20 protein-coding genes are annotated in these 22,870 nt (G+C 43.7%); 17 read left to right on the top strand and 3 right to left on the bottom strand.

What is annotated here, in order from left to right; genetic code table 11:
• Nucleotides 1–24 precede the first annotated feature (24 nt).
• The gene (locus AWH66_RS02075) at nt 25–1,446 is read right to left on the bottom strand and encodes a glycoside hydrolase family 1 protein (RefSeq protein ID WP_063605042.1); all 1,422 of its coding nucleotides are present in this window, start codon (nt 1,444–1,446) and stop codon (nt 25–27) included.
• Between the two features lie 256 nt (nt 1,447–1,702).
• On the opposite strand from AWH66_RS02075, the gene AWH66_RS02080 reads away from it, so the two are divergent.
• The 17 genes from AWH66_RS02080 to AWH66_RS02155 all read left to right on the top strand — a co-directional run bounded on the left by AWH66_RS02080 (nt 1,703) and on the right by AWH66_RS02155 (nt 21,173).
• On the top strand, nt 1,703–2,419 hold the full coding sequence (locus tag AWH66_RS02080) for a GntR family transcriptional regulator (RefSeq protein ID WP_063605043.1): 717 nt from the start codon (nt 1,703–1,705) through the stop codon (nt 2,417–2,419).
• A 122-nt stretch (nt 2,420–2,541) separates the two neighbouring features.
• Nucleotides 2,542–3,456, top strand: coding sequence for a sigma-54 interaction domain-containing protein (locus AWH66_RS02085; RefSeq protein ID WP_063605044.1), 915 nt, complete (start codon nt 2,542–2,544; stop codon nt 3,454–3,456).
• Between the two features lie 185 nt (nt 3,457–3,641).
• Nucleotides 3,642–5,957, top strand: coding sequence for a hypothetical protein (locus AWH66_RS02090; RefSeq protein ID WP_063605045.1), 2,316 nt, complete (start codon nt 3,642–3,644; stop codon nt 5,955–5,957).
• Between the two features lie 102 nt (nt 5,958–6,059).
• On the top strand, nt 6,060–7,607 hold the full coding sequence (locus AWH66_RS02095; protein ID WP_063605046.1) for a glutamate synthase-related protein: 1,548 nt from the start codon (nt 6,060–6,062) through the stop codon (nt 7,605–7,607).
• A gap of 145 nt (nt 7,608–7,752) precedes the next feature.
• Entirely contained in the window at nt 7,753–9,825 is a 2,073-nt protein-coding gene (locus AWH66_RS02100; protein ID WP_063605047.1) for an ATP-dependent helicase, read from the top strand.
• 3 nt (nt 9,826–9,828) lie between these two features.
• Nucleotides 9,829–10,731 (top strand): AraC family transcriptional regulator, encoded by a 903-nt coding sequence (locus AWH66_RS02105; RefSeq protein ID WP_063605048.1) that lies wholly within the window; start codon nt 9,829–9,831, stop codon nt 10,729–10,731.
• A 138-nt stretch (nt 10,732–10,869) separates the two neighbouring features.
• Nucleotides 10,870–12,042 carry a MerR family transcriptional regulator gene (locus AWH66_RS02110; protein ID WP_206360032.1) on the top strand — a complete coding sequence of 391 codons (1,173 nt, stop codon included), beginning with the start codon at nt 10,870–10,872 and terminating at the stop codon, nt 12,040–12,042.
• 259 nt (nt 12,043–12,301) lie between these two features.
• A complete protein-coding gene (locus AWH66_RS25850) occupies nt 12,302–12,511 on the top strand; it encodes a hypothetical protein (protein WP_063605050.1) in 210 nt (69 codons plus the stop codon).
• A gap of 196 nt (nt 12,512–12,707) precedes the next feature.
• Nucleotides 12,708–14,879 (top strand): catalase/peroxidase HPI, encoded by a 2,172-nt coding sequence (gene katG / locus AWH66_RS02120; RefSeq protein WP_063605051.1) that lies wholly within the window; start codon nt 12,708–12,710, stop codon nt 14,877–14,879.
• Nucleotides 14,880–15,090: 211 nt separating this feature from the next.
• A complete protein-coding gene (gloA, locus tag AWH66_RS02125) occupies nt 15,091–15,477 on the top strand; it encodes a lactoylglutathione lyase (protein WP_006069411.1) in 387 nt (128 codons plus the stop codon).
• 10 nt (nt 15,478–15,487) lie between these two features.
• Nucleotides 15,488–16,585, top strand: a complete 1,098-nt coding sequence (locus AWH66_RS02130; protein ID WP_063605052.1) for an alkene reductase — start codon at nt 15,488–15,490, stop codon at nt 16,583–16,585.
• 131 nt (nt 16,586–16,716) lie between these two features.
• On the top strand, nt 16,717–16,992 hold the full coding sequence (locus AWH66_RS25290; protein ID WP_083399927.1) for a nitrogenase-stabilizing/protective protein NifW: 276 nt from the start codon (nt 16,717–16,719) through the stop codon (nt 16,990–16,992).
• A 179-nt stretch (nt 16,993–17,171) separates the two neighbouring features.
• Nucleotides 17,172–17,984, top strand: a complete 813-nt coding sequence (locus tag AWH66_RS02135) for a hypothetical protein (RefSeq protein WP_063605053.1) — start codon at nt 17,172–17,174, stop codon at nt 17,982–17,984.
• Between the two features lie 61 nt (nt 17,985–18,045).
• Nucleotides 18,046–19,209 carry a BamA/TamA family outer membrane protein gene (locus AWH66_RS02140; RefSeq protein WP_063605054.1) on the top strand — a complete coding sequence of 388 codons (1,164 nt, stop codon included), beginning with the start codon at nt 18,046–18,048 and terminating at the stop codon, nt 19,207–19,209.
• 54 nt (nt 19,210–19,263) lie between these two features.
• Complete coding sequence (locus AWH66_RS02145) at nt 19,264–19,593, top strand: HPF/RaiA family ribosome-associated protein (protein ID WP_063605055.1); 330 nt, start codon at nt 19,264–19,266, stop codon at nt 19,591–19,593.
• Nucleotides 19,586–20,122 carry a hypothetical protein gene (locus AWH66_RS02150; protein WP_063605056.1) on the top strand — a complete coding sequence of 179 codons (537 nt, stop codon included), beginning with the start codon at nt 19,586–19,588 and terminating at the stop codon, nt 20,120–20,122. The genes AWH66_RS02145 and AWH66_RS02150 overlap by 8 nt, the downstream gene beginning before the upstream one ends.
• A gap of 154 nt (nt 20,123–20,276) precedes the next feature.
• On the top strand, nt 20,277–21,173 hold the full coding sequence (locus AWH66_RS02155; RefSeq protein WP_063605057.1) for a LysR substrate-binding domain-containing protein: 897 nt from the start codon (nt 20,277–20,279) through the stop codon (nt 21,171–21,173).
• An 83-nt stretch (nt 21,174–21,256) separates the two neighbouring features.
• Here AWH66_RS02155 and AWH66_RS02160 read toward each other — a convergent pair whose 3' ends face one another.
• Nucleotides 21,257–21,775, bottom strand: coding sequence for an MAPEG family protein (locus tag AWH66_RS02160; protein WP_063605058.1), 519 nt, complete (start codon nt 21,773–21,775; stop codon nt 21,257–21,259).
• Between the two features lie 95 nt (nt 21,776–21,870).
• Nucleotides 21,871–22,866, bottom strand: coding sequence for an HlyD family secretion protein (locus AWH66_RS02165; RefSeq protein ID WP_063605059.1), 996 nt, complete (start codon nt 22,864–22,866; stop codon nt 21,871–21,873).
• Between the last annotated feature and the right edge of the window lie 4 nt (nt 22,867–22,870).

Consider the following 22,870-nt stretch of genomic DNA (forward strand, 5'->3'; position numbering starts at 1 on the left):
CAAGCTAGACCTTTTTCGTGAAAACTAAAGAGCTTCACCATTAGATTCAATGACTTTCTGATACCAATAGAAGCTGTCTTTTTTGTAGCGTTTCAGTTCTTTTTCGCTCTCTTCATCACGGTCAACATACACGAACCCATAACGCTTCGCATAGCCGTTTAACCAACTGAACAAGTCCTGATAAGACCAAGTACAGTAGCCAATAACTTCACAACCGTCGTCAATCGCATCTCCAATTGCTTCTACGTGCGCTTTTAGAAAGTCAATGCGGTAGTCATCATGAACTTTGCCATCTTCCGTTAGTGTGTCATAAGCACCAAGGCCGTTTTCGCTAATAAGAATTGGAAGGTTATAGCGTGATGTAATGCGGCGAAGGGCGACGCGCAGTCCCTCAGGATCAATGGCCCAGTTCCAATCAGTCATTTTTAGATGTTCGTTATCAGCGCGTACGTAGTATTTGTCTGTTGGGATAGCGGCAACATCGGAAACCACAGAGACTTGAGCAGCATTACCTGTTTGAGCGGTCTCAGCCTTATTTTCTGGAGCTACAAACGTAGCGGACTGATAGTAGTTTAGTCCCATGAAGTCGCAGATACCGGCTTTCAGCAGCTCTTTGTCACCATCTTGAAAGTCGATATGAATACCAAGTCGTTCTAGAAGCTTTAGGCCAATCTTTGGATATGCGCCTTTTGCGTAGACATCCATCCAAAGCAAATCTTGGATTTCTTGTGCGTTTTCAGCCGCGATGACATCTTCTGGAGAAGCAGTTTTAGAGTAGGTCGGACTATAAGCGAAGCTCGCTCCGATCTGACCCGGCAGGCCCATTTCTTTAAATCGTTTTACCGCATTAGCATTTGCAAGACTTGCAATGTGGTTAGCATTAATAAAACGCTGATAATCGGAAACCTTTGGCGGATGGATTTTTTGAACATAGCCAAGACTAGTAAAGATGTTTTGCTCGTTCATACAAACCCAGTACGGTACTTTTTCACCGTACTCGGTAAACAGGACTTCACAGTATTTGGTAAAGTCAGCCAGAATCTTACGGCTTTCCCAACCTTGGTATTCATCTTGTAGGGCTTGAGGAAGATCCCAATGGTAGATTGTTAGGATCGGTGTGATACCACATTCGATAAGTTTATTAATAACGTTGTGATAGAACTCGATGCCTTTAGGATTAATAGTGCGGCCATCAGGCATGATGCGAGTCCAAGCGACCGAAAAGCGATAGGCTTTTAACCCCATTTCGCGCATCAACTCAATATCTTCTTCATACTTATGGTAGAAATCGATCGCTACTTCACCCGTGGTGTCTTTGAATGTGTTGCCTGGTACACGAGAGTAGACGTCCCAAATGGAGTCACCTTTACCGTCTAAGTTAGCTGCGCCTTCAATCTGATACGCCGCAGACGCACTGCCCCATAGGAAATTCTCTTGAAATGCCATGATTACTCCAGTTTGAAATGTTTAAAATACTAATCTCTTTGAGGTGATACTATTAAAACCATATGGTTTTACAATTATATTTACCTTATAGAGTGATCTTGATCTCTTTTATTGGCATTCTGTGATGATGTTTGGACTAAATTAAATATGGTTTTATATCGTTGCTTGTGTCTTGAAACGGAAGGAAGTACCCTTGGGACTAAGAGTAAAGGCAGGTTATTTGCCGATGTATATTGGATAGCATAGGCATTCATAAATGATTAAGTATCAGGGCATTTATAGTGAAATGAAGACACGTATTCTTTCTGGAGAGTACTCGTCGGAGGAAAAACTCCCAGATGGCAGATCGTTGGCCGCGGAGTTTGAATGCAGTGAAATAACCATTAAAAAAGCCATGGACTTTTTAGTGAAAGAAGGGTTGGTCGTACGTAAGCGTGGAGCTGGCTCATTCGTAAAACAAAAGCCTGATGCGGTGTCTGACTCTCATTTACTTGGAACTAAAAAACGAGCCCAAGATAAGGGTAAAACGGTTCATACTCGTGTTGTTAAATTCTGTTCGGTGCCCGCAAACGTGTTGATCGCAGAGAAACTAAAATGCAACGTTGGCGATCCGGTTTATGACATAACGCGAATCAGAGTATTAGATGGCGTGCCATCAATCGTTGAGTATATCTATCTGTCAGCCAAAGTCGTTCCCGGCTTATCTATCGAACATGTCAAAGACTCGATATATGGCTACATATCCAACAAATTAAACCTCACCATTCATAGCGCTAATTTGCGTATCACGATTGCCAACGCAAACGTTGCAGAGACAGACTACCTCAGTGTTCCTGTAGGGGAGCATTTGGTGAATGTGGCTCAAAATGCCTATTTAGATAACGGACAAATCTTTGAATATTCAGTGGCGAGACATATCTGTGATAGCTACGAGTTCTCGACGACTTACGTTAAGAGTGATACACAACTTTAGTTTTCAAGCAGATGAGAGCAAGCTAAGGTCAGTCTCATAAATGAGACGTATCATCGGGGTGAAACGAAATTCCAATGACTAAAATTAGTCATAGTAAAAAAGTTTAGAGAAGGAGAGGTATCTTGACTGGCTTAAGTGGTGCCAGCAAAGCCATAGAAGTTACCAATAAACGGATTTCACAATATGCCGCCAGTGACAGTGAGGTACTCATTCAAGGAGAAACTGGTGTAGGTAAAAGTCGCTGCGCTAGGCTAATTCACGATTTATCAAACCGAAACCGTGGCCCATTTGTGGAGTTGAATTGTGGTTCGATTCCACGTGGGTTAGTTGAGTCAGAATTATTCGGCCATGAGAAAGGTGCCTTTACTGGTGCTATAAAAACGCATGCAGGCTATATACGCAGGGCTCATCACGGCACCCTATTTTTAGATGAAATAGGCGATATGCCATTAGAGGTTCAAGCTCACCTTCTGCATTTTTTAGAGTCCAAACGCATACATAGTGTTGGTTCGGATAGAGATGATTTGATTGATTGTCGCATTATCGCCGCAACCAACGAGTCCGTTGAGACTCTGATTGGACGAGGAGAATTTAGAAAGGATCTGTTCTACCGTTTGAACGTCCTGCCAATCACTATCCCTTCTCTTCGAGAACGAAGTGAAGACATCTTATTACTTGCTGATGAGTTTCTTCAATTTGAAATTGAGTCTCTGAATATCGACAATCGCACGTTTTCTAGCAGCTGCTATACGGTGTTGAGGCACTACTCATGGCCCGGCAACATACGTGAGTTGAAAAATGTCATTAAGCGAGCTGTTGTTCTTTCTCACGGTCAGTCTATTGAACCCGAGTCCCTAGGGATAGAGGTAGATACACTTTTTAAGGTAAACGACCATAAGGGAATGCGCTCTGAGATGCTTGAGCAAGTGATTCGTTCGCATAAGTTCAACATGACTGCTGTTGCAAGAACCCTCAATATTTCTCGGCCGACACTGTATCGTCTGATCAAGAAACACAACATTCAACTAGATAGCTAGCCGCTTTATCAAGTTGCACTGTTACAGTCTGTAAAGTCCGGTTGTATCAAGCCCTTTCCTAAAAATCAGATGGTTAGTTATCTGACGTTACACTGCCATTTTTAAATTCACTTTATTTCAAATAGTTATGAGCGGCATGAGACTTGCTCCTAAGAGGGTTCACTCCATACTTTAAGGAGTCAATAATGAACTCTCAACGGACACGTGTTTTAATCAAGCGGTTTAGTGTTTGTGCTCTTACTGCTACGAGTATTTTGATTTCCAATCAAGTTGCGGCGCGCCTAGATGGCGCTATTTTTACTACAACACCAGGTGGTGAAATCGTTAACGAAAACGTTCGTTACGAATCTAAGCTAGAAGTCTTCTTAGATGATGGCCCAGGCCCAAATGCTCCGGGCACGGCAGCAGCACTACCTGCCGGCTACTATTACTTTCAGGTAACCAACCCATCGGGTAGATGTTTGCTATCAAGCATTGAACCGGATGCAAATGTGAATGGTGGTACCTGCTACGAATCTGTCAAAGGTAAGGGCGGCCCTAAGAATTCAGCAACGTTCACCGCTGAACCGCTCGAATGTCGATTGTTCTACTTCGATGGCGAGGACGGTATTACGCTCAGCAACCCTACTTATTCAGTGACTCAAAAAGTAAAAGGACAATGGGTAACAGAAGAGCGTCCCTGTGCTCACCTACTTGGCAGCGAGTATATTGCCGAAAATGGTGGAGAGTTATCAGAAGGTGATACGATCCAGCTCTTTCCTTTTGCGAACACGCCCAATTCTGGAGGGGTCTATAAAGCTTGGGTTTCAACGGAAGCTAGTGTCATAAATGCTTGTAATGGAGCGGTAGATAATGGAGCGACGGGGGAAAATTGCAGTGGATTTTTCGGCTTTATTCCAAAGTTCTCCAAAACGGATAACTTTAAGGTGATTTTGGGAGAGCGTGAAACACCGGTTACCTATGATATCGCTTTACGCTCGTTCCACGACAAAAACCTCAATTGCCAATATGATCCTAACTATACCTCACCAGAAAATGGAGATGAGTTGATAGAAAATTGGGATTTTGGCGTTACTGACCCACTTGCCTTACGTAATATCTTCCGAACTACAGATTCTGAAGCGTTTCCAATTACCTTCAGTGTGATAGAGCAGGAGATGTTAGCATGGTCGGTGGATCATTTTATGTGGTTTGCTGACGTGAACAATGTTGCTCCTCTCAACGCTAATTTTACCCACTTTACCACTTTTGCAGAGTTGAGAAATTATGCGGCAGCTCATAATGATGGTGATCTTCGACTAGGTTTTGTCTCTCCACTCGCGTGTGATCAAGGAACGGGCAGCGAAGTGATCAGCCGTGACTCAGGGGAGCAAACCGATGACGGATTTACGCCGAGTGATTTCGCGGACGCTGCTCAGGGGAAAAAAGGTGAGGACCCTGAACCAGTTCTTGTTGTCGCGTTCGGCAGTATTGGTATCGCGGACATCACTGTGTGTAAAGTATTTGATAAAGATCGTGATGGTATCCAAGATAGCGGGGAAGGCTTGATTTCAAACTGGCCTGTCACTCTTACTGTCCCGCAAAGTGTGCCATTACCAGACAATATTAATCCTCAAGCGACTCCAGAACTATGGGCTGATTTAGTTGAGATCTTTGGCAATGATATTGCTGGGATGTACAACCGGGTCATTAGTAAACAGACCGAAGATGATGGCTGTGTTCGATTTAGAGCTTTAGTGCCTAATATCCGGGGCGATCTTGCCTCATATGTGTTACAGGAACAGCTCAGTGTGGCGCAAGGTTGGACCAATACTTCTCCACACACGATTACTTTTGATGTCCGGTCTGTCTTGAGCTATGACAACAACGCTCTGCCTTTCATTGATGGTGAAGTTTATAATCGAGATGATGGTGGAGCGGGAGATAATTTTGCGTTCAACAATGTGTGTGACGTGATTGTCGACTTCGATACAAAAGGCTATTGGCACAATAAAAATGGACTCTCTGAGCTAACCGAGGAAGATAGGGACTATGTCAATAGCTTAGCGCCTTATAGTTCAACATCAGTGTATTTTGGTGCGGGCGATGAACCGTTCGACGGTATGTTTAGTGATGGAACCTCCGTTTCTGCTGCATTCAGTGGCGACGGTATGATTTGGGAGGCAGGCACCTGGCAATCAGAAGTTTCGCAATTCCTAGTTGATAGCAATGGTAACGCAGAAGAAAATATGCACAAAGAGCAACTCGCTCAGCAATTGCTTGCGTTTATTTTCAATACTAGACATAGACCCGGAACTGACGGCTTATCTGGTTCCGCAACAATCAACATCAATGGCACTTGGATGACCATTGATGACATCATTGCTTTAGCTGTCACCTCATGGCAGGGCTCAGATGTTGAAGCGATCATCTCGTTAGCAGCAACACTGGATTCATTTAATAACAATGATGCCCTACCGGTAGCACCGGAGAACTATACAGATTGCGTGGCACCTTTCTAAAGCAAACGCCTATGAAAAAAAACCAGTTAGTAATAACTGGTTTTTTTTCATCTACGCTTAGTGATGCAAATAACGATAATTAACTAGCTAAAAGGAAGCATTATGAGCAAACCCGTTGTAGCCAGTAATATCCCAATCAAAGTCGAGCTAGAGCAAGATAAAGAATACTATTTTTGCACTTGTGGACGTTCAAAAAACCAACCTTACTGCGATGGTTCACACGCAGGAACGGAGTTCAAACCACAAAGTTTCAGTGCGGATAAATCGGGCGATGCGTATTTGTGTCGTTGCAAGCACTCAGCAAACCTTCCATATTGCGATGGCTCACATAAACAGTTTAATGATGAGCAAGTTGGTCAAGAAGGGCCTGGTGTGAGCCAAAAGGCGAGTGATGGACCCGTTGCGGTTAAAACGAAAGAAGAACCAACGGTCGAACTCATACATCAACTTGCTCGTGAAGGGCTGTCTAAGCTAGGACATCATGGACCAATGACTTCAATGGGCGTACCTAGGCACTTATTGCCTCATTGGGATGACATACAAGTTATGGTTGCTCAAATGGCCACGAAACCTCTACTTGAAGACATTGCTGTTGGGACTGAATTGGTCATTGGACCTAAGGCCAAGAAACCGTTGAAGCTTAACATTCCTTTATTTGTTTCGGACATGAGCTTTGGCGCTCTATCAGAAGAAGCTAAGATATCGTTAGCAACGGGTGCGGAGTTAGCCGGTACAGGTATTTGTTCGGGTGAAGGGGGGATGCTGCCAGAGGAGCAAGCGGCAAACTCGCGTTATTTCTATGAGTTAGCGAGCGCAGGGTTTGGCTACGATGAAAGTAAACTCAAATCGATACAAGCGTTTCATTTCAAAGGCGGACAAGGGGCTAAGACTGGTACCGGAGGTCATCTTCCCGGTAACAAGAATATCGGCAAAATTTCTCAAGTTAGAGGTATTCCAGAAGGAGAACCCGCAATCTCTCCTCCTACATTTAAAGACCTGAATACGGCTGAAGACTTCAGACGATTCGCTGACAGAGTGAGAGAAGTTACGGGAGGTATTCCTATTGGGTTTAAATTGAGTGCAAACCATATTGAAGAGGACATTCAGTTTGCGCTTGATGCCAGTGCGGATTACATCATTCTTGATGGCCGAGGAGGGGGTACTGGCGCAGCGCCAGAAATGTTCCGAGATCATATTAGTGTTCCAACCATTCCTGCCCTAGCTAGAGCGCGGCGTTATTTGGATCAGCAAGGTGCTAGCGGTAAGGTTACGCTGATCATTACTGGTGGTCTTCGTGTCCCAATGGATTTTGTTAAAGCACTCGCATTGGGCGCTGATGGGGTCGCGATATCAAATAGTGCGATGCAATCTATTGGTTGTGTCGCTGCGAGAATGTGTAACACTAATAATTGCCCTGCGGGTATCGCAACGCAAAAAGCCGATTTGAGGCAACGACTTAATGTTGAAAAAGCATCCCACCAATTAAAAAACTTCTTTGAGGCGTCGGTGGAACTCATGCAAGTGATGGCGAGAGCCTGTGGTCATGATGATCTGGGTAAGTTCAACAAACATGACCTTGCCACTTGGAATCATAATATGGCGCGGCTTTCCGGCATTGCCTATGCTGGCTATGAAGAGTGTTCAACCTAGTATCTAACACCTCATTATTCAGCTGGACGAACTCACCATTTGTCCAGCTGAGTACCACACAGATCGCATACTTTTATTTTTACTGTATATAAAAACAGTACTCATGCTAATCTTATACTGTCCAAGATAGTTAGATGAGCACACCATGGCACAACCCATCACTCTTAATCACCAACAACAGCTCGCCGTTGATTTTGGTATGCCAAAATCAGACAATACGAGTAACTACTCACCGCTACTTATTATTGCTGGTGCGGGAACGGGCAAGACCAATACCTTAGCTCACAAAACTGCTCAGCTATTAGTTCAAGGTGTACCGCCAGAGAAAATCTTATTGGTGACGTTTGCTCGCAGGGCGTCTGCTGAGCTTGCTTCTCGTGCGAATCGAATTGCAGAGCAGCAGCTTAATGAGCAGCGTAAACAGTATCACCCAGTCAAGCTTGATTGGATGGGGACTTTTCATTCTATCGCTGCAAGATTATTACGTGAACATGCTTCCCTTATCGGCCTTGAAAGTGATTTCACCATTATGGATAGAAATGACGCGGCGGATATGTTGGATGTGCTGCGGTTTGAGCTTGGTTTTACCAATTCCGATAGACGTTTTCCAAAAAAGAAAACCTGCTTAGACATATACTCTCGTTGCGTAAATAGCCAAACTGTTGTCGAAGACGTTGTCGCGCAATACTTCCCACATTGTGCAGAGTGGAGCTCAGAGCTAAAGGTATTGTTTGCTCAATATGCAGAGCAGAAAGCGGAACAATTCTGTTTAGATTACGATGATTTGTTACTTTATTGCTTCCATATGGCTCAAGTGCCAGAAATAGCAAATAAAGTGCGAGCTCAGTTCGATTACATATTGGTCGATGAATACCAAGACACCAACTTACTTCAGGCGGGCATGCTCAAAGCCTTCTTTCCTGATGGAAAAGGGTTAACCGTGGTCGGTGATGATGCGCAATCCATTTATGGCTTCCGAGCGGCGAGCGTCGACAACATTCTGGAATTTCCGCAGCAATTTTGTCCACCTGCAAAAGTCATTACGCTCACCACTAACTATCGTTCACATCAAGGTATTTTGGATTTATCCAATCAACTACTTCGTGAGGGACAAGAAGGTTATAAAGTCGAGCTATATTCGGAGCGAAAACAAGGGCCTAAACCTCACCTTGTCACGGTGGAAGATGATGTTAAGCAGGCGGAATATATTGTTGAATCCATTCTAAGAGCAAGAGAAGAGGGCATTGAGCTGAAACGACAAGCTGTGCTGTTTCGCTCTAGCTATCATAGCGACAGGTTGGAGCTTGAGTTAACGCGCCGTGATATTCCTTATGTTAAACATGGTGGCCTAAAGTTTCTTGAGGCCGCCCATGTTAAAGATCTCCTTTCTGTTCTTCGCTGGGCGGACAATCCAAAACACACCATTTCTGCTTTTCGAGTGTTGAAACTGCTTTCCGGTATTGGCCCGAAAACCGCCAACAATATCATCGAGCATTTAAAGGCGCATCAGTATCAGTTCAGTGCGTTGTCTGACTGTAAAGTCCCGATGTCAGCAAGAGCAGAGTACAAAATGTTAGTGGAATCTCTGCTCGCGATAAACAGTAACGCTGTACCGTGGGCAGAACAATTGAGCCTTCTGGCAACCCTCTACAGCCCATTATTAGAACTGAATTACGATGACCATTTTGTTCGTTGGGGTGACGTCGAGCAGCTTGTGATGATTTCAAGTCAATACAGTACGCGCGAACGTTTTTTGACTGAGTTGACTCTTGATCCACCGCAGTCGACTGGTGATTTAGCAAGCAACCCTAAAATCGATGATGACTTTTTAATTCTATCCACGGTACACAGTGCTAAAGGGCAAGAGTGGCAAAATGTTTATGTTCTCAATGTCGCTGATGGCAACTTCCCTAATGAATACGCAGTGGACGACAAACGAGCTTTAGAAGAAGAAAGACGTTTACTGTATGTTGCTATGACGCGTGCTAAGCAAGAACTTCATCTCATGCAGCCGATGAAATATTGGGTACCTGAGCAACAGAGTTGGGGTGATAAGTATGTTTATGGAGGCAAGAGCCGCTTTATGACGGACTCATTGTGTGAATACTTAAACCGAGTGCATTATCCGAAAATAGCACCAGATGCTCAGGATAAAATAATCGCTGCAAAAGCGATTACCGATATCCGTAAAACCGTACTTGGAATGTGGAAGGACTAGACGATGAAGACTGACTATCACAAACGACTACGACCGGTAATTCGTTATCTAGAAAGTCACTATGATAATCCCACAAATTTGGTTCAGGTAGCAGAGAAAGCACATTTGTCACCGTACCATTTCCATCGAATATTCAAAGCAGTGGTGGGAGAGACGCTGAACGACTTTATTCGTCGATTGAGACTAGAACAAGCTGCTAACGAGCTGTTCTATAACAAACCAGACATCATCACGGTAGCATTGGATAGTGGCTTCGCGAGCTCTCAAAGCTTGGCAAAAGCCTTTAAAAAGTACTTTGGTATCACGCCAACGGACATTCGTAATTGCCGTGATATGGAGGAGTACAGCTGTCTGATGCGAAACAGCAAGATTGGACACAAGCTTCGCAATAATGGACACGAGAATAGCGAGACTGCTCTCTATACTGAAGCCGAATCAAAAACATGGAGCACAATGATGGATATCAAAACTTTTGAACCTGGTCAATTAGCTTATGTGCGAGTGACTGGTCCATACGGAGAAAACTATGAGCCTGCAATCGATACACTTTACACATGGGCAGGCCCAAAAGGTCTAGCTGGGAACACCAGTATCTTCGTTTATCATGATAACCCAGAGATCACGCCAGCAGATAAATGCCGAACCGATATTTGTTTGTTGGTCGACCCAACTGTAGACGCTTCTAACGGTGTCGAGTTGATGTCATTTGACGGCGGTAAATACGCTTGTATTCGCAAAACGATTACTGAAAAGTCGCAATACGGACCTGCGTGGGAAGAGCTAATGGGGCAGGTTGTTGAACAGCAGCTTGATAGTGATGACAGGCCCTGTTTCGAACTTTATCATTCTTATGATCTGGAAACGAATACAGCAGATGTGAGTTTCTGTACTGCAATCAGGGCATAACGCTATTTCTTAAAAGGCACGGACAGCAGTGTGAGCAGTTCGTGTCTTTTTTATTTTCTCTTCACTTTTCTCATTGACCTGTCTATAACTTTATAGTTTAAAGTAATTAACCATCTAGACAGATAGAGGCATTGGATTTTGTATCGAATCTCAGAGTTAGCAGCAATGGTCGGCTTGTCACGAACGGCTTTACTTTATTATGAAAAGCAAAAGCTTATTTCAGGGAGACGGCTAGAAAACGGCTATCGTGTATACAGTGATAAAGATGTTCAGCGAGTCCGTTTGATTCAGAAGTTGCAGGCAGGAGGATTGACACTTAAAGAGTGTAAGGCCTGCTTAGAAGCTAAGGTGGATCGAGAGCTACTCAAGAACCGACTGCAAGTCCTACAACAAGAAATTGAGCAAAAACAGCAGTCGTTGCAATTACTCGCGGCGTTACTTGGGGAAGGTGACCTTAAAGCTTGGCATGGTGATTTGGACAAACTGGCTCCTGATGCTCACTTAGATTGGTTAATTAAGCAAGGGTTTAGCGAAAAAGACGCCTTGCACTTGAAATGGTTATCAAAAGATATGAACGAACACGACAAATACATGGCCGATTTTATGAAGGTTTTCCAGACATTAGAACGCTGGGGGCCAGGTAGTGAAGAGGACACAGCAAAGGCGCTGAATTTGCTACCGACGACGCCACGAAATATCCTTGAAATTGGTTGCGGTAAAGGTCTAGCCACAAAAGTACTGGCAGAGCAAAGTAATGCCGTTATCACTGCTGTTGATAATGAGTCGACAGCACTTGAACGTCTTTCTGAACGTTTTGCTGAGCAAGGTTGGCAAGACAGGCTCAAGACTGTTACTGCGAGCATGACCGAGCTACCATTCGACAAAGAGAGCTTTGACTTGATCTGGGCAGAAGGAAGCGCTTACATCATGGGGATCGAAAAGGCGCTAATAAATTGGAAGCCCTTATTGGAACAAGAAGGGTATCTGATGGTGAGTGACATGGTATGGAAAACGACATCACCGAGTGACGAATCGAAACAGTTTTGGAGCCATGAATACCCAGACATTCAACTTGTTGAGACACGGTTAGCGCAAATGAAGAAGGCGGGTTATGAAGTAGTCGATAACTTCGCGCTGAGTCAATCTGGATGGATGAACTATTATGGTCCATTGGGTGAACGAGTTGTTGAACTGACGTCCGAAATGTCCAATAAACCTGCATGGAAAGATATTCAACACGAAGTTCATATTTGTACTCAGTATTCTGATGAGTTTGGCTATCATTTATTCCTTCTAAAAAAGAGTAGTTAATCTTTATTAGCAATAAGCTAATAGCGTATTTTAGTTATCTTCACCGCTCTCCCAATAATCTTGCATGTTTTGCCTTAAAACGTGCAAGATTCTTATCTGCCTTACTATATTTCATTTTTTTTAATCTACTTATATTAAATCTAACTTTGGTAGTTAACGCATCGATAGGTTTTCCCTATCCTAGAAATAGGATAAGCCCAATGGTGTAAACGGCTGGAGCGCACTATAGTTTGCTTAGTAACAACAAAGGAGGTGTTTCATGAGGGCGAGCCCATACAGTGATATGCTTTTTAGCTCATGTGGAGTTAAGAGTGTTGTTCGGATGGAGAACTACAACCAAGGCACGTTCGAGCATAACAATCGAAAAAGCGTTGGACGTTTAACGGACGACAACAGCGAACGGAAGAGATTTGAAACGGAAGTCTATGGTCACTGGGATTATGATAGTGACTATATTATAGCGGTGTAACTCAAACCTCTACTAATAAATAGATGGTCACATTGTTTATATTTAGGTAGTTAATATTTGATTGAATTCGGTGTAATGAAATATTAATTACTAACAAATCCATAGTTGAAGCTGGGTAAATGCTTGGCTTCGATTATTTTAAAATAGTGTGCTTATCGTAATCGTTAAAAGTTATAAATAAAATCGGTGAAATATTATGAAGCAAGAAAATACAACTACTGGCAAATGTCCAGTTATGCATGGAGCGGTTACCTCTTCAGAAGGTTCTAATGTTGCATGGTGGCCCAACGCACTTAACTTAGATATTTTGCATCAGCACGATGCTAAAACGAACCCTCTAGGACAAGCGTTTGATTATCGTGAAGCGGTAAAAACGCTGGATTTTGACGCATTGAAGCAAGACGTAACAGCATTAATGACCGATAGCCAAGAATGGTGGCCGGCTGACTGGGGCCATTACGGCGGTTTAATGATTCGCATGGCATGGCATTCAGCCGGTTCTTATCGAATTGGCGATGGCCGAGGTGGTGCGAGTACGGGTAACCAAAGATTTGCCCCCCTAAACTCTTGGCCAGATAACGCAAACTTAGATAAAGCACGTCGCCTTCTTTGGCCAATTAAGCAAAAGTATGGCAACAAAATTAGCTGGGCTGATCTTATCGTTTATGCGGGTAATATTGCTTACGAATCGATGGGCTTAAAAACCTACGGTTTCGCATTTGGTCGTGAAGATATCTGGTCGCCAGAGAAAGATATTTACTGGGGCGCTGAAAAAGAATGGCTTCAAGACAGTAAAGGTGAAAACAGTCGATATTCTGGTGATAGAGATTTAGAAAACCCATTAGCAGCGGTCATGATGGGTCTTATCTACGTGAACCCTGAAGGTGTTGATGGTCAACCAGATCCACTCAAAACCGCTCAGGATATGCGAGTTACTTTTGCTCGAATGGGAATGAATGACGAAGAAACCGTGGCGTTGACGGCTGGTGGTCACACAGTTGGTAAAGCACATGGTAACGGTAACGCTGCCGAGCTTGGTGAATCTCCAGAAGGAGCGGATATCTCCGAACAAGGTTTAGGTTGGAACAACCATCAGTCGCGTGGTATCGGCCGCAACACAGTCACCAGTGGTATTGAAGGCGCTTGGACTACACATCCAACTCAGTGGGATAACGGTTTCTTCGAGATGTTGTTATCACATGAGTGGCAATTGACTAAGAGCCCAGCAGGCGCATGGCAATGGGAACCTGTTGCGATTGATGAGGTAAACAAGCCGGTAGACGTAGAAGATGCAAGCATCCGATACAACCCTATGATGACTGATGCCGATATGGCGCTAAAAGTGGACCCAGAATATCGTAAGATCTCTGAACGCTTTTACAATAATCCAGAGCAGTTCTCTGAGGTGTTCGCTCGCGCTTGGTTTAAGTTACTCCACCGTGATATGGGACCATCATCAGTTTATATTGGTCCAGAAGCGCCAACTGAAGCTCTAATTTGGCAAGATCCTGTTCCTGCAGGTTCAACGGATTATGATATTGAAGACGTAAAAGAAAAAATCTTAGCGTCAGACTTAAGCGTAACGGAAATGATTACAACGGCTTGGGATAGTGCACGTACATATCGCCAGTCAGATAAACGTGGTGGGGCTAATGGGGCTCGAATCCGTCTAGAGCCACAGAGAGCCTGGTTAGGAAATGAACCAGAGAAGCTGAATAAGGTTCTGCCTGTTCTTGAGCGTATCGCAGCCGATACTGGCGCAAGTGTTGCTGATGTGATTGTGTTAGCGGGTAATGTGGGTGTGGAGCAAGCAGCAAAACTCGCTGGGTTCAATGTGAACGTACCGTTCGCTCCAGGTCGAGGTGACGCAACCATAGAGCAAACTGACGTCGAATCTTTTGAAGTTTTAGAACCTGTTGCAGATGGTTTCCGAAACTGGCAAAAACAGCATTATGCTGCAACACCGGAAGAGATGTTGTTAGACCGCGCTCAATTGATGGGGCTAACCGCACCAGAGATGACAGTTCTCATCGGTGGGATGCGTGTGTTAGGGACTAACTATAACGGCAGTGCCCACGGTGTCTTCACTGAGCGTGTTGGAGTGTTGAGCAACGACTTCTTCGTTAATCTTACAGACATGAACTATCAGTGGAAGCCAACAGGCCGAAACTCCTATGATATCGTGCATCGTTCTAATGGTGTCGTGAAATGGACCGCGACGCGTGCTGACCTTGTATTCGGTTCTAACTCGATACTAAGAGCGTATGCTGAGGTCTATGCGCAAGATGATAACAAAGAAAAGTTTGTTACCGACTTTGTTGCTGCGTGGACTAAGGTAATGAATACTGACCGTTTTGATTTGAAATAACCAAGATAATGTGGCCTTGCTAATGTGCAAGGCCACTTTCTTTTTTCACTTTTTCTCTTCCCCTTAATCATTCCAAAAAATTATCAAAATTATAATATTAGATAATTTCACCTACTTTCCCATTTACCTTACTCTAGCGTCAGTTGGAAATAACCATTTAACGTTGTTGGCTTGTTTTACTGCGCTGACAAGAGTTCTGCCGAGGGGTTACATGAAAGTTTTACACACCATGATTCGAGTAGTGGACTTAGAAAAGTCCATCAAGTTTTATTCTGAAGTACTTGGCATGAAAATGTTGGATCGTTTCGAAAATGAAGAGTATCGCTATACGCTAGTCTTCGTGGGCTACGAAGGTCAAGATGCAGGTTCGACTATTGAGTTAACTTACAACTGGGATACAGACAACTATGACCAAGGTAACGCTTGGGGACATATTGCGATTGGTTGCGAGGACATTTATGCAGCGTGTGAGCGCATTGAGCAACTTGGTGGCAACATTACTCGCGCTCCGGGTCCTATGAAAGGTGGCGAAACGCACATCGCTTTTGTTAAAGATCCAGACGGCTATTCAATTGAGCTTATTCAAACGAGCAAATAGGGGTATCGCAATGACAGATTCAATGCTTCAACCAATTCAGCTTGGTTCATTAACACTTAAAAACCGCATCGTAATGCCACCTATGACTCGCTCTCGTGCGACTCAACCTGGTAACTCTGCTAACGATATGATGGCCGAATACTACGCACAGCGCGCGTCTGCTGGTTTAATCGTTGCCGAAGGCACACAAATTTCACCAATGGGACAAGGTTATGCTTGGACTCCTGGTATTTATTCAGACGAGCAAATCGCGGGTTGGAAAAAAGTCACTGATGCCGTACACGCAAAAGACGGAGCTATCTTTGCTCAGCTTTGGCACGTTGGTCGTGTCACACATCCAGACAATATTGGTGGCAAGCAGCCTATCTCATCTTCGGCTCTAAAAGCTGAAAACGTAAAAGTATTTGTGGATAATGGCTCGAACGAACCTGGCTTTGTTGATGTGGTCGAGCCTCGTGCGATGACAAAAGAAGATATTCAAGAAGTCGTTGGTCAATACCGTCAAGCAGCACTGAATGCGATCGAGGCTGGTTTTGATGGTATCGAATTGCATGGTGCAAACGGCTATTTAATCAACCAATTTATTGACTCTGAAGCAAACAACCGTGATGACGAATACGGTGGTCCAATCGAAAATCGTCTTCGCTTTTTAGATGAAGTCGTCGCAGCTGTCGTAGATGCGATTGGTTCCGACAAAGTAGGTGTTCGTCTTGCGCCATTTACTTCACTTAACGGCACAGTAGATAAGACGCCAATTGATACTTACACCGCTGCGGCTCGCGTATTGGAAAAACACCACGTAGTCTATATGCACATTGCAGAAGTCGATTGGGATGATGCCCCAGACACACCTGCGGAATTTAAGACCGCAGTAAGAGAAGCGTACCAAGGTACGATCATTTATGCAGGTCGCTACAACCAAGAGAAAGCCGAAAAAGCACTGTCTGACGGTATTACGGATATGGTAGGTTTTGGTCGTCCGTTTATCGCCAACCCTGACTTACCGAGTCGCCTAGAACACGGTTACCCGCTTGCAGAACATAATCCTAATACTTTGTTTGGTGGTAACGAAGTGGGCCTATTAGACTACCCAGAGTACCACGCTTAATCGTTTTCTATTGTAATTAGCCCAAGGCGCTGAGAAGTACTTTGGGCTTTTTACTTTTGTGACAATCAAACGTAGCTTTAGTACAATCCTTAGCCTGTTCATTTGTATTAATTTTCGTAGACCTAAGACCGATGAGTTTTACTGACATTCAAAGCAAGCTTGCTGAATTTACCTCTATCGAGCAGGTGTTCGAGTACTTTGAGGTTGAGTTTGACAGTAAATTTGTCGAAGAGTATCGCTTACCTTTACTAAAACGGTTCAATGGCTACTTGATTATGCAAAAGCCGGAAGACTGGTTTGCTGCGAGACGAGTCCTTCGCAATGCCTACTGCAAAGTTCAAAGGGGACGGCTCGATCCACATACTCGTTCAGCTTGTCGTGGGTGTACTTCCTGCATCAGACGATAATGATTATTTGTATCCCTTCCGAATGTTAAAAATCTAATGCCTTGATAGTGATGTGTTTTATCTGGCTTTGTTATTGATTAAATCAGACTAAATCCACTATTAAACTCTCCTCCATCGATCATATATCGGCTAATCCTTAAGATTCTCATCAACAGTTAATCACTACGAGAATTTATCCGATGAAATCAAAAAAACTTCTTTCCACCCTTGTTATGACAACGCTAATGTCTGGCTTTGTTTCGAGCGCGGTCGCTGCTAACACAAACGATAGCGTGCAAGACATGTCTGACCCCTTAGCTGTGTACACACAAGCGGGAGCAGGGGTGACGGATAAAGGCTTAAACGTAAAAATCGGTAGAGCTTATGACACTGGCAATGACGACACGATGGCAATGAACGTGTTGGAGATTAAAGGTTTTGCTGGCAGCTCATTAGGTTGGTCTGGTACCGCAGAACGTGATGATTCTATCGACTCAGTTCGTTTTCGTAATTTTACGATTAATACGACCAGCGGCTTAGGAAGACAGATTGACCTTAACTATGATGTCGACCAAGAAGCTCTTAATACTTCTTATAGCTTTATACAGGCGCTCCCAAATTGGGGGGGGCTACAGCTGTACCCACTAGCAGGCCTTGGAGTGCAGATTAAAAATGGCGAATTTACGGGCGATAAAGTTGAAAACGCATCAGATGGACAAGTTAATCCTCAAGATAAATATATCGGATTTACAGTCCCAGGTGTCTATGCCGTTGTCGGTGGATACAGTAAATATGCTATTACCGATAAGTTGTGGCTTAACTACAACCCAATGTGGATGACACCATTAGCGGGCTCTCAAGCTTGGACTGATGCCGGCTCGGTTTTCATGAATGAGTTTGCAGTATCTTACCAATTTACACCGCGATTTAACGTTCGTTATTTTGCCAACTGGACACACGACCAGTCTTATTTTGATGGTGATCAACGCGTCGAATTTAACTATCAGTTCTAACTCCAAATCGTTAGAAGTAATCCGATTAATATCCACCACAAGATAGTTTAAGTTGACCAAAATGAAACATGCCAAGTCTTTATTCTTATTAGCGACAATGCTCATCAGCATTAATGTACACGCGACATCTTTTACTGACCCTGTAGATGGGCAGTTAGATATGGGTAACTACTTGGCGGAAAATGCGTACGGTTTCCTCCCAGTTCCGATATTTATCACTGAACCCGCCTTAGGTTATGGGGGAGGAATGATGGGGGTGTTTCTTCATGAATCTGAAAGCCAAAAAGAGAAACGCAAAAAGCTAGCTCTAGAGTCCTTAGATGGTGGAGCTAAGTTACTTACTCCGGCTATTACGGTTGCGGGTGCTTTTGGAACTCAAAATGGTACGTGGGCTGGATTTATCGGTCATCGTCATACTTGGAACAAAGACAGTATCCGCTATTTAGGTGGAGCGTTTTACGGTGATATTCACATGAACTTTTATGCGCCGTTTGCTAAAGATGATGCGTCTGGCTTTGAGATGGGGATGAACGGCTATGGGGTTATGCAAAAACTACAGTTTCGATTGGGTGATTCGCCAGTTTTACTGGGTATTAGTCAGAAATTTGTAGCACCAGAACTCAGTGTCATTGACTCGAGCAAAGCTGATCAATTAGCGAATAGACTTTTTAATATGACGCCGACAGTTTCTGGTCTTGGGGCAATTGCAGAGTACGACACCAGAAACAACTTTTTCTACCCAACCTCAGGGGGAGACTATAAGGCTGAGTATACGGTCTTCAGCAACCATCTCGGTAGCGATTATGACTTTCAAACATTTGCAGCAGAAGGCACACAATATTTTCCGGTGAGTCGAAAATGGAATATCGCTCTGAAAGGAAAGTACGACACATTGTCCACAGATGAGAGGTTACTACCGCCACCTGCTTATCCCGATGTAGAACTCCGAGGTATTGCAAGAAATCGATACCAAGGCACTTCCACGGCTTCAATTGAATCACAGGTTACTTACAGCTTCACAAATCGTTGGTCTAGCTCCGTCTTTGCAGGCTTAGGTTCGGCTACGGACTCTACAAACGAACTATTTAGTGACGGAAATCACTATGCATATGGAGTGGGGTTTCGCTACCTCATCGCGCGTCGATATGGATTAAAAGTTGGGATAGATATAGCCAAAAGCGAAGAAGATAACGCGCTTTACATCCAAGTTGGCACAGGACTTTAACAAAATAAATTATTCAATATTTTCTATTTAGTACAACATTAAAAGGTAATTACTATGAACATTAACTTTAATACACAAGGTATTGTTTTATCGGAAAGCATGCGTTCACACTGTGTCACTATAGCTGACCATTTATTCGCATTGCACCCACAGGCAACGGAGATTTTCATCTCGATAATCTACCACCGTTCTTATGGGCAATATGATGTTGAGCTTAAAGTTCACGCTGAGCATCAATGGTGTTTCGTTAAACACTCTGGTGATGAGTTCTACCATGTCGCGACTGAAGCATTTTCTGCTATGACGCATAAACTTCAGAAACAAAAAACGAAAGCAAAAAGAGAGCTTAGAGACCATTCATTGGAGGTGGAACACGATGACTAGCCATAACTTAACCTATGACCTATTGGAGTGTGGTCGTTGTCGTCAACGTGTCATGCTTACCAGCAAAAGTAGTGGAGAGCTACAATGTTGTGGTTTCCCTATGCGCAATGTCACTTATGATCGACTTGGGCATTACTTGGATTTGTCATTAGCACAAAAATCATCCTTGGCTCAATGCTTGAGTACCATTCAAAGTAAACTTGAGCAAAGTGATTCTTCCAATAAAGAACTGACTCATTTGAAAGAGCTAATTAACCGCCAGCAAGCTGTCGCGGGCAAGTTTGCGCAACTATTAATGGGTATATCGGATGAGCCGGCAAGTTTGTCGAAGTCTTTCATGAACGTCATTGATGACCTCTACCTTTCTTCGTTAAACCTTTATCCTAGCTTTTCTTTGGAAGCAAAAAGTGAAGCAAAGATGGAATACGTAAGGCTTTTTGATGAGGCTACAGAGCTCGATAAGGAAACCATCGCGTTGTTAGAGGACACCTTATACCGAGTAGAAAAAAGTCCTCAGTCCACACCATAATGCTCACTTCAAATAAACAGAAATTACTGACTCACCACGTGTAAAGACAGCTATAACCAATGGCTGTCTTTTTGTTTTCGCAATTAGTCATTCGTAATTTGATTTGAATGGACTATATTTAATTTAGGCGAATCAGACAGATAGAGCGGAAATAATGGATCTAAATCTCCTTAAAACCTTTGACGCGGTTATTAAGTCGAAAAGTGTGAACGAAGCGGCCGAAGTTCTCAACATAACTGCTCCAGCGGTCAGTCATGCGCTCAATAGGCTAAGGGATGAGTATCAAGATCCGCTGTTTATTCGTCAGGGAAGAGGCATTGTACCTACCAATTTTGCTATTGAGCTTCACAACGAGATTCAAGAACCGCTTAGTCTGTTGTTGAATGGATCCAAATCACGTCAAGACTTTGAACCTGAGTTAAGCCAACGTACCTTTCGCATTTCCAGCCATAAAGACATTGACTTAATCGTAGTTCCCCCTTTGGTTCGCTATAAAAATGTGCATGCACCGAATGTCACCATACAGGCAGATATTGAACACCTGAATGAACAAGACCGACACGACGACCTGCGACGTCGCCGTGTGGATGTAATATTGGCGACGGTGCCATTAGAGGATAGGGGCTACCACAATGAGGTACTCTTTGAGCAAGAGTTGGTGGTTACCGTTAGTAAAGATCATCCAAGAATACAGAGTGAATTGACGATGGAGGATTTTCTTAGAGAAAGCCACATTACGTGGAAAACCCAACGCCTTAATACAAATACATTGGACTCTGTGGCGATTGACGTCGCGCTACCGCCACGACAAGTCGCATATTCTACTGGCTCCAGTGCGACGGCGTTGGTTATGGCGGCACAAACAGATTGGCTTGCTGTCAGTGGCCAATGGCAAGCGGAACAGCTTGCAGAGTCTCTCGGACTAAATGTCTTTCCAATACCATTTGAAACTCAGAAAGTTCCGGTTTACATGACGTGGCATCAGTCCCAAAAAAACGACAAAGGACATGAGTGGTTTCGGCAAGCGATAGTGTCATCGCTTGATCTGTAGACAGTAAAGCGACTTTACAAGATCCCAATTAGATAGCGACCCAACAGTGGTCGCTTTTTGGTGTGAATGCTGACGAAAAGTAGTTAGAAAATGACGGCAGTGAGTAAGGCTAGCAATAACACTGCAGACGAGTAAAAGGTTAGTGCGAAGCCAAATGATCGTGCTGGTGCTCCGTATTTATACCCTATTGCAAACAGGATTCGACCTATAACGAAAAGAGCTGAGCATATTGGAACCGCAGTAAGCCAAAGGCTGGGCGCCAGCGTACTCCACGCAAAGTAGATGGGCAGAGCTATGACAAGCTGTTCAAGGGTGTTCTGGATGATGCTCTGCAAGATACGTGCTTGTTGTGAGCCTTGAGTGAGGCCACTACCATCAATATCTTCTGCACTAAAAAAACGATGTTTAGCCAGTCGCCCAATGGATATGAGTAAAAATAACGTCGGTAGAATAAACGAGTAGGACAGGACTTCTAAGCGATTTGTATTGTCATCAAAACTCAATGGGTTTGAATAAATCGCATAACCTATGGATGCCAATGAAAGGAACAAAGCCAGTCCCATGCCTTTGGCAACGCCTTGCTGTTTGGTTGAAAGTGCCATTAAGTCGCCCTTCTATGTGATTATGAAGGGCTGAAAACAGCCCTCTCTTTGTGATTGAAGTCGTGTTCGGGTATGTATATCCCTAAATAACAAGGTTAACCTTCAAATAACCAGTTCTGCCAACTCTGCATTCTTAAAATCACTTTACGGACAATACTGAACATCTCCCATTTAGGTGAATAAACCGCAACATGAGCATCAGTGCCCGAAGGTATTGGCATACCTTGCAAAAGTGATGGGTTGTCCAACTCAACTTTTACTAAGATCCTACCGTTATGAGGTATCTGTTCTGGATACTTCATGATGCCAGATGGAGTAATCGCACCTTGCGCAAATATATCGTTCACTTGTACTACATGGGCTTTATACGCGTGACCTGGAATAGTATTAAAGGTTACTTCTGCTGGATACCCAGCTTTAATATAGCGCGCAGGCGCTTGTTTAAACGCAGCGAATAGTTGCTTGTCTTCTTTATGTACGAACGTTAGATTGCCTTGAAATGGCATAATACGGCTTTTCATGCCTGGGCGAAGTGCCACTTGAGTTACGTAGCCATCAGTAGGCGCTTTTACAGTAGTTTTCGCTAAGTTAAATTTCGCTAACTCTAACTGAGATTGGTATTTGCTTTGGTTGGCTTTTTGTTCCAACAATTGAGTTTCGATATTGTCGATATTTTCTTGCGATGAAAACCCTTTCTTACCTAGTTTCTGGTAGCGAACCAATTCTGATTCATAAAATTCAATGGCAGAGGATGTTCTTTGAATGTCGCTTTCTATGCGGCTCACCTTATCTTGGAAAGGCGTTTTATCGATTTGATAAAGTGGATCGCCAGCTTTCACTTGTTGATTTCCTTTCACATAGACATCGGTAATTAACCCCTCAACTTGTGATGTGATAGGAGTCGTGACGCTGTATAAACGAGCCATACGAGAAACTGGTTGATACATCGCCATATAGAGAAAGATCCAACCTACGATAAATAGCCCAATAACGCTGGCCGTTGTTAGCGTCCATTTATTTTTCGGCACTTTAAAAGCTTTAAAGACAATGACGCAAAGTGCTGCGTAACTCAGGATGATGAGCGTTTCCATTTCG

This window comes from Vibrio barjaei (assembly GCF_001639065.2).
Classification (GTDB): Bacteria; Pseudomonadota; Gammaproteobacteria; order Enterobacterales; family Vibrionaceae; genus Vibrio; species Vibrio barjaei.

Bases quoted from the DNA above. Each gene is read 5' to 3' on its own strand.
- AWH66_RS02075 (WP_063605042.1), bottom strand. From the start codon at position 1,446: ATGGCATTTCAAGAGAATTTCCTATGGGGCAGTGCGTCTGCGGCGTAT.
- AWH66_RS02080 (WP_063605043.1), top strand. From the start codon at position 1,703: ATGATTAAGTATCAGGGCATTTATAGTGAAATGAAGACACGTATTCTT.
- AWH66_RS02090 (WP_063605045.1), top strand. From the start codon at position 3,642: ATGAACTCTCAACGGACACGTGTTTTAATCAAGCGGTTTAGTGTTTGT.
- AWH66_RS02095 (WP_063605046.1), top strand. From the start codon at position 6,060: ATGAGCAAACCCGTTGTAGCCAGTAATATCCCAATCAAAGTCGAGCTA.
- AWH66_RS02100 (WP_063605047.1), top strand. From the start codon at position 7,753: ATGGCACAACCCATCACTCTTAATCACCAACAACAGCTCGCCGTTGAT.
- AWH66_RS02105 (WP_063605048.1), top strand. From the start codon at position 9,829: ATGAAGACTGACTATCACAAACGACTACGACCGGTAATTCGTTATCTA.
- AWH66_RS25850 (WP_063605050.1), top strand. From the start codon at position 12,302: ATGAGGGCGAGCCCATACAGTGATATGCTTTTTAGCTCATGTGGAGTT.
- katG (WP_063605051.1), top strand. From the start codon at position 12,708: ATGAAGCAAGAAAATACAACTACTGGCAAATGTCCAGTTATGCATGGA.
- gloA (WP_006069411.1), top strand. From the start codon at position 15,091: ATGAAAGTTTTACACACCATGATTCGAGTAGTGGACTTAGAAAAGTCC.
- AWH66_RS02130 (WP_063605052.1), top strand. From the start codon at position 15,488: ATGACAGATTCAATGCTTCAACCAATTCAGCTTGGTTCATTAACACTT.
- AWH66_RS25290 (WP_083399927.1), top strand. From the start codon at position 16,717: ATGAGTTTTACTGACATTCAAAGCAAGCTTGCTGAATTTACCTCTATC.
- AWH66_RS02135 (WP_063605053.1), top strand. From the start codon at position 17,172: ATGAAATCAAAAAAACTTCTTTCCACCCTTGTTATGACAACGCTAATG.
- AWH66_RS02140 (WP_063605054.1), top strand. From the start codon at position 18,046: ATGAAACATGCCAAGTCTTTATTCTTATTAGCGACAATGCTCATCAGC.
- AWH66_RS02145 (WP_063605055.1), top strand. From the start codon at position 19,264: ATGAACATTAACTTTAATACACAAGGTATTGTTTTATCGGAAAGCATG.
- AWH66_RS02150 (WP_063605056.1), top strand. From the start codon at position 19,586: ATGACTAGCCATAACTTAACCTATGACCTATTGGAGTGTGGTCGTTGT.
- AWH66_RS02155 (WP_063605057.1), top strand. From the start codon at position 20,277: ATGGATCTAAATCTCCTTAAAACCTTTGACGCGGTTATTAAGTCGAAA.
- AWH66_RS02160 (WP_063605058.1), bottom strand. From the start codon at position 21,775: ATGGCACTTTCAACCAAACAGCAAGGCGTTGCCAAAGGCATGGGACTG.
- AWH66_RS02165 (WP_063605059.1), bottom strand. From the start codon at position 22,866: ATGGAAACGCTCATCATCCTGAGTTACGCAGCACTTTGCGTCATTGTC.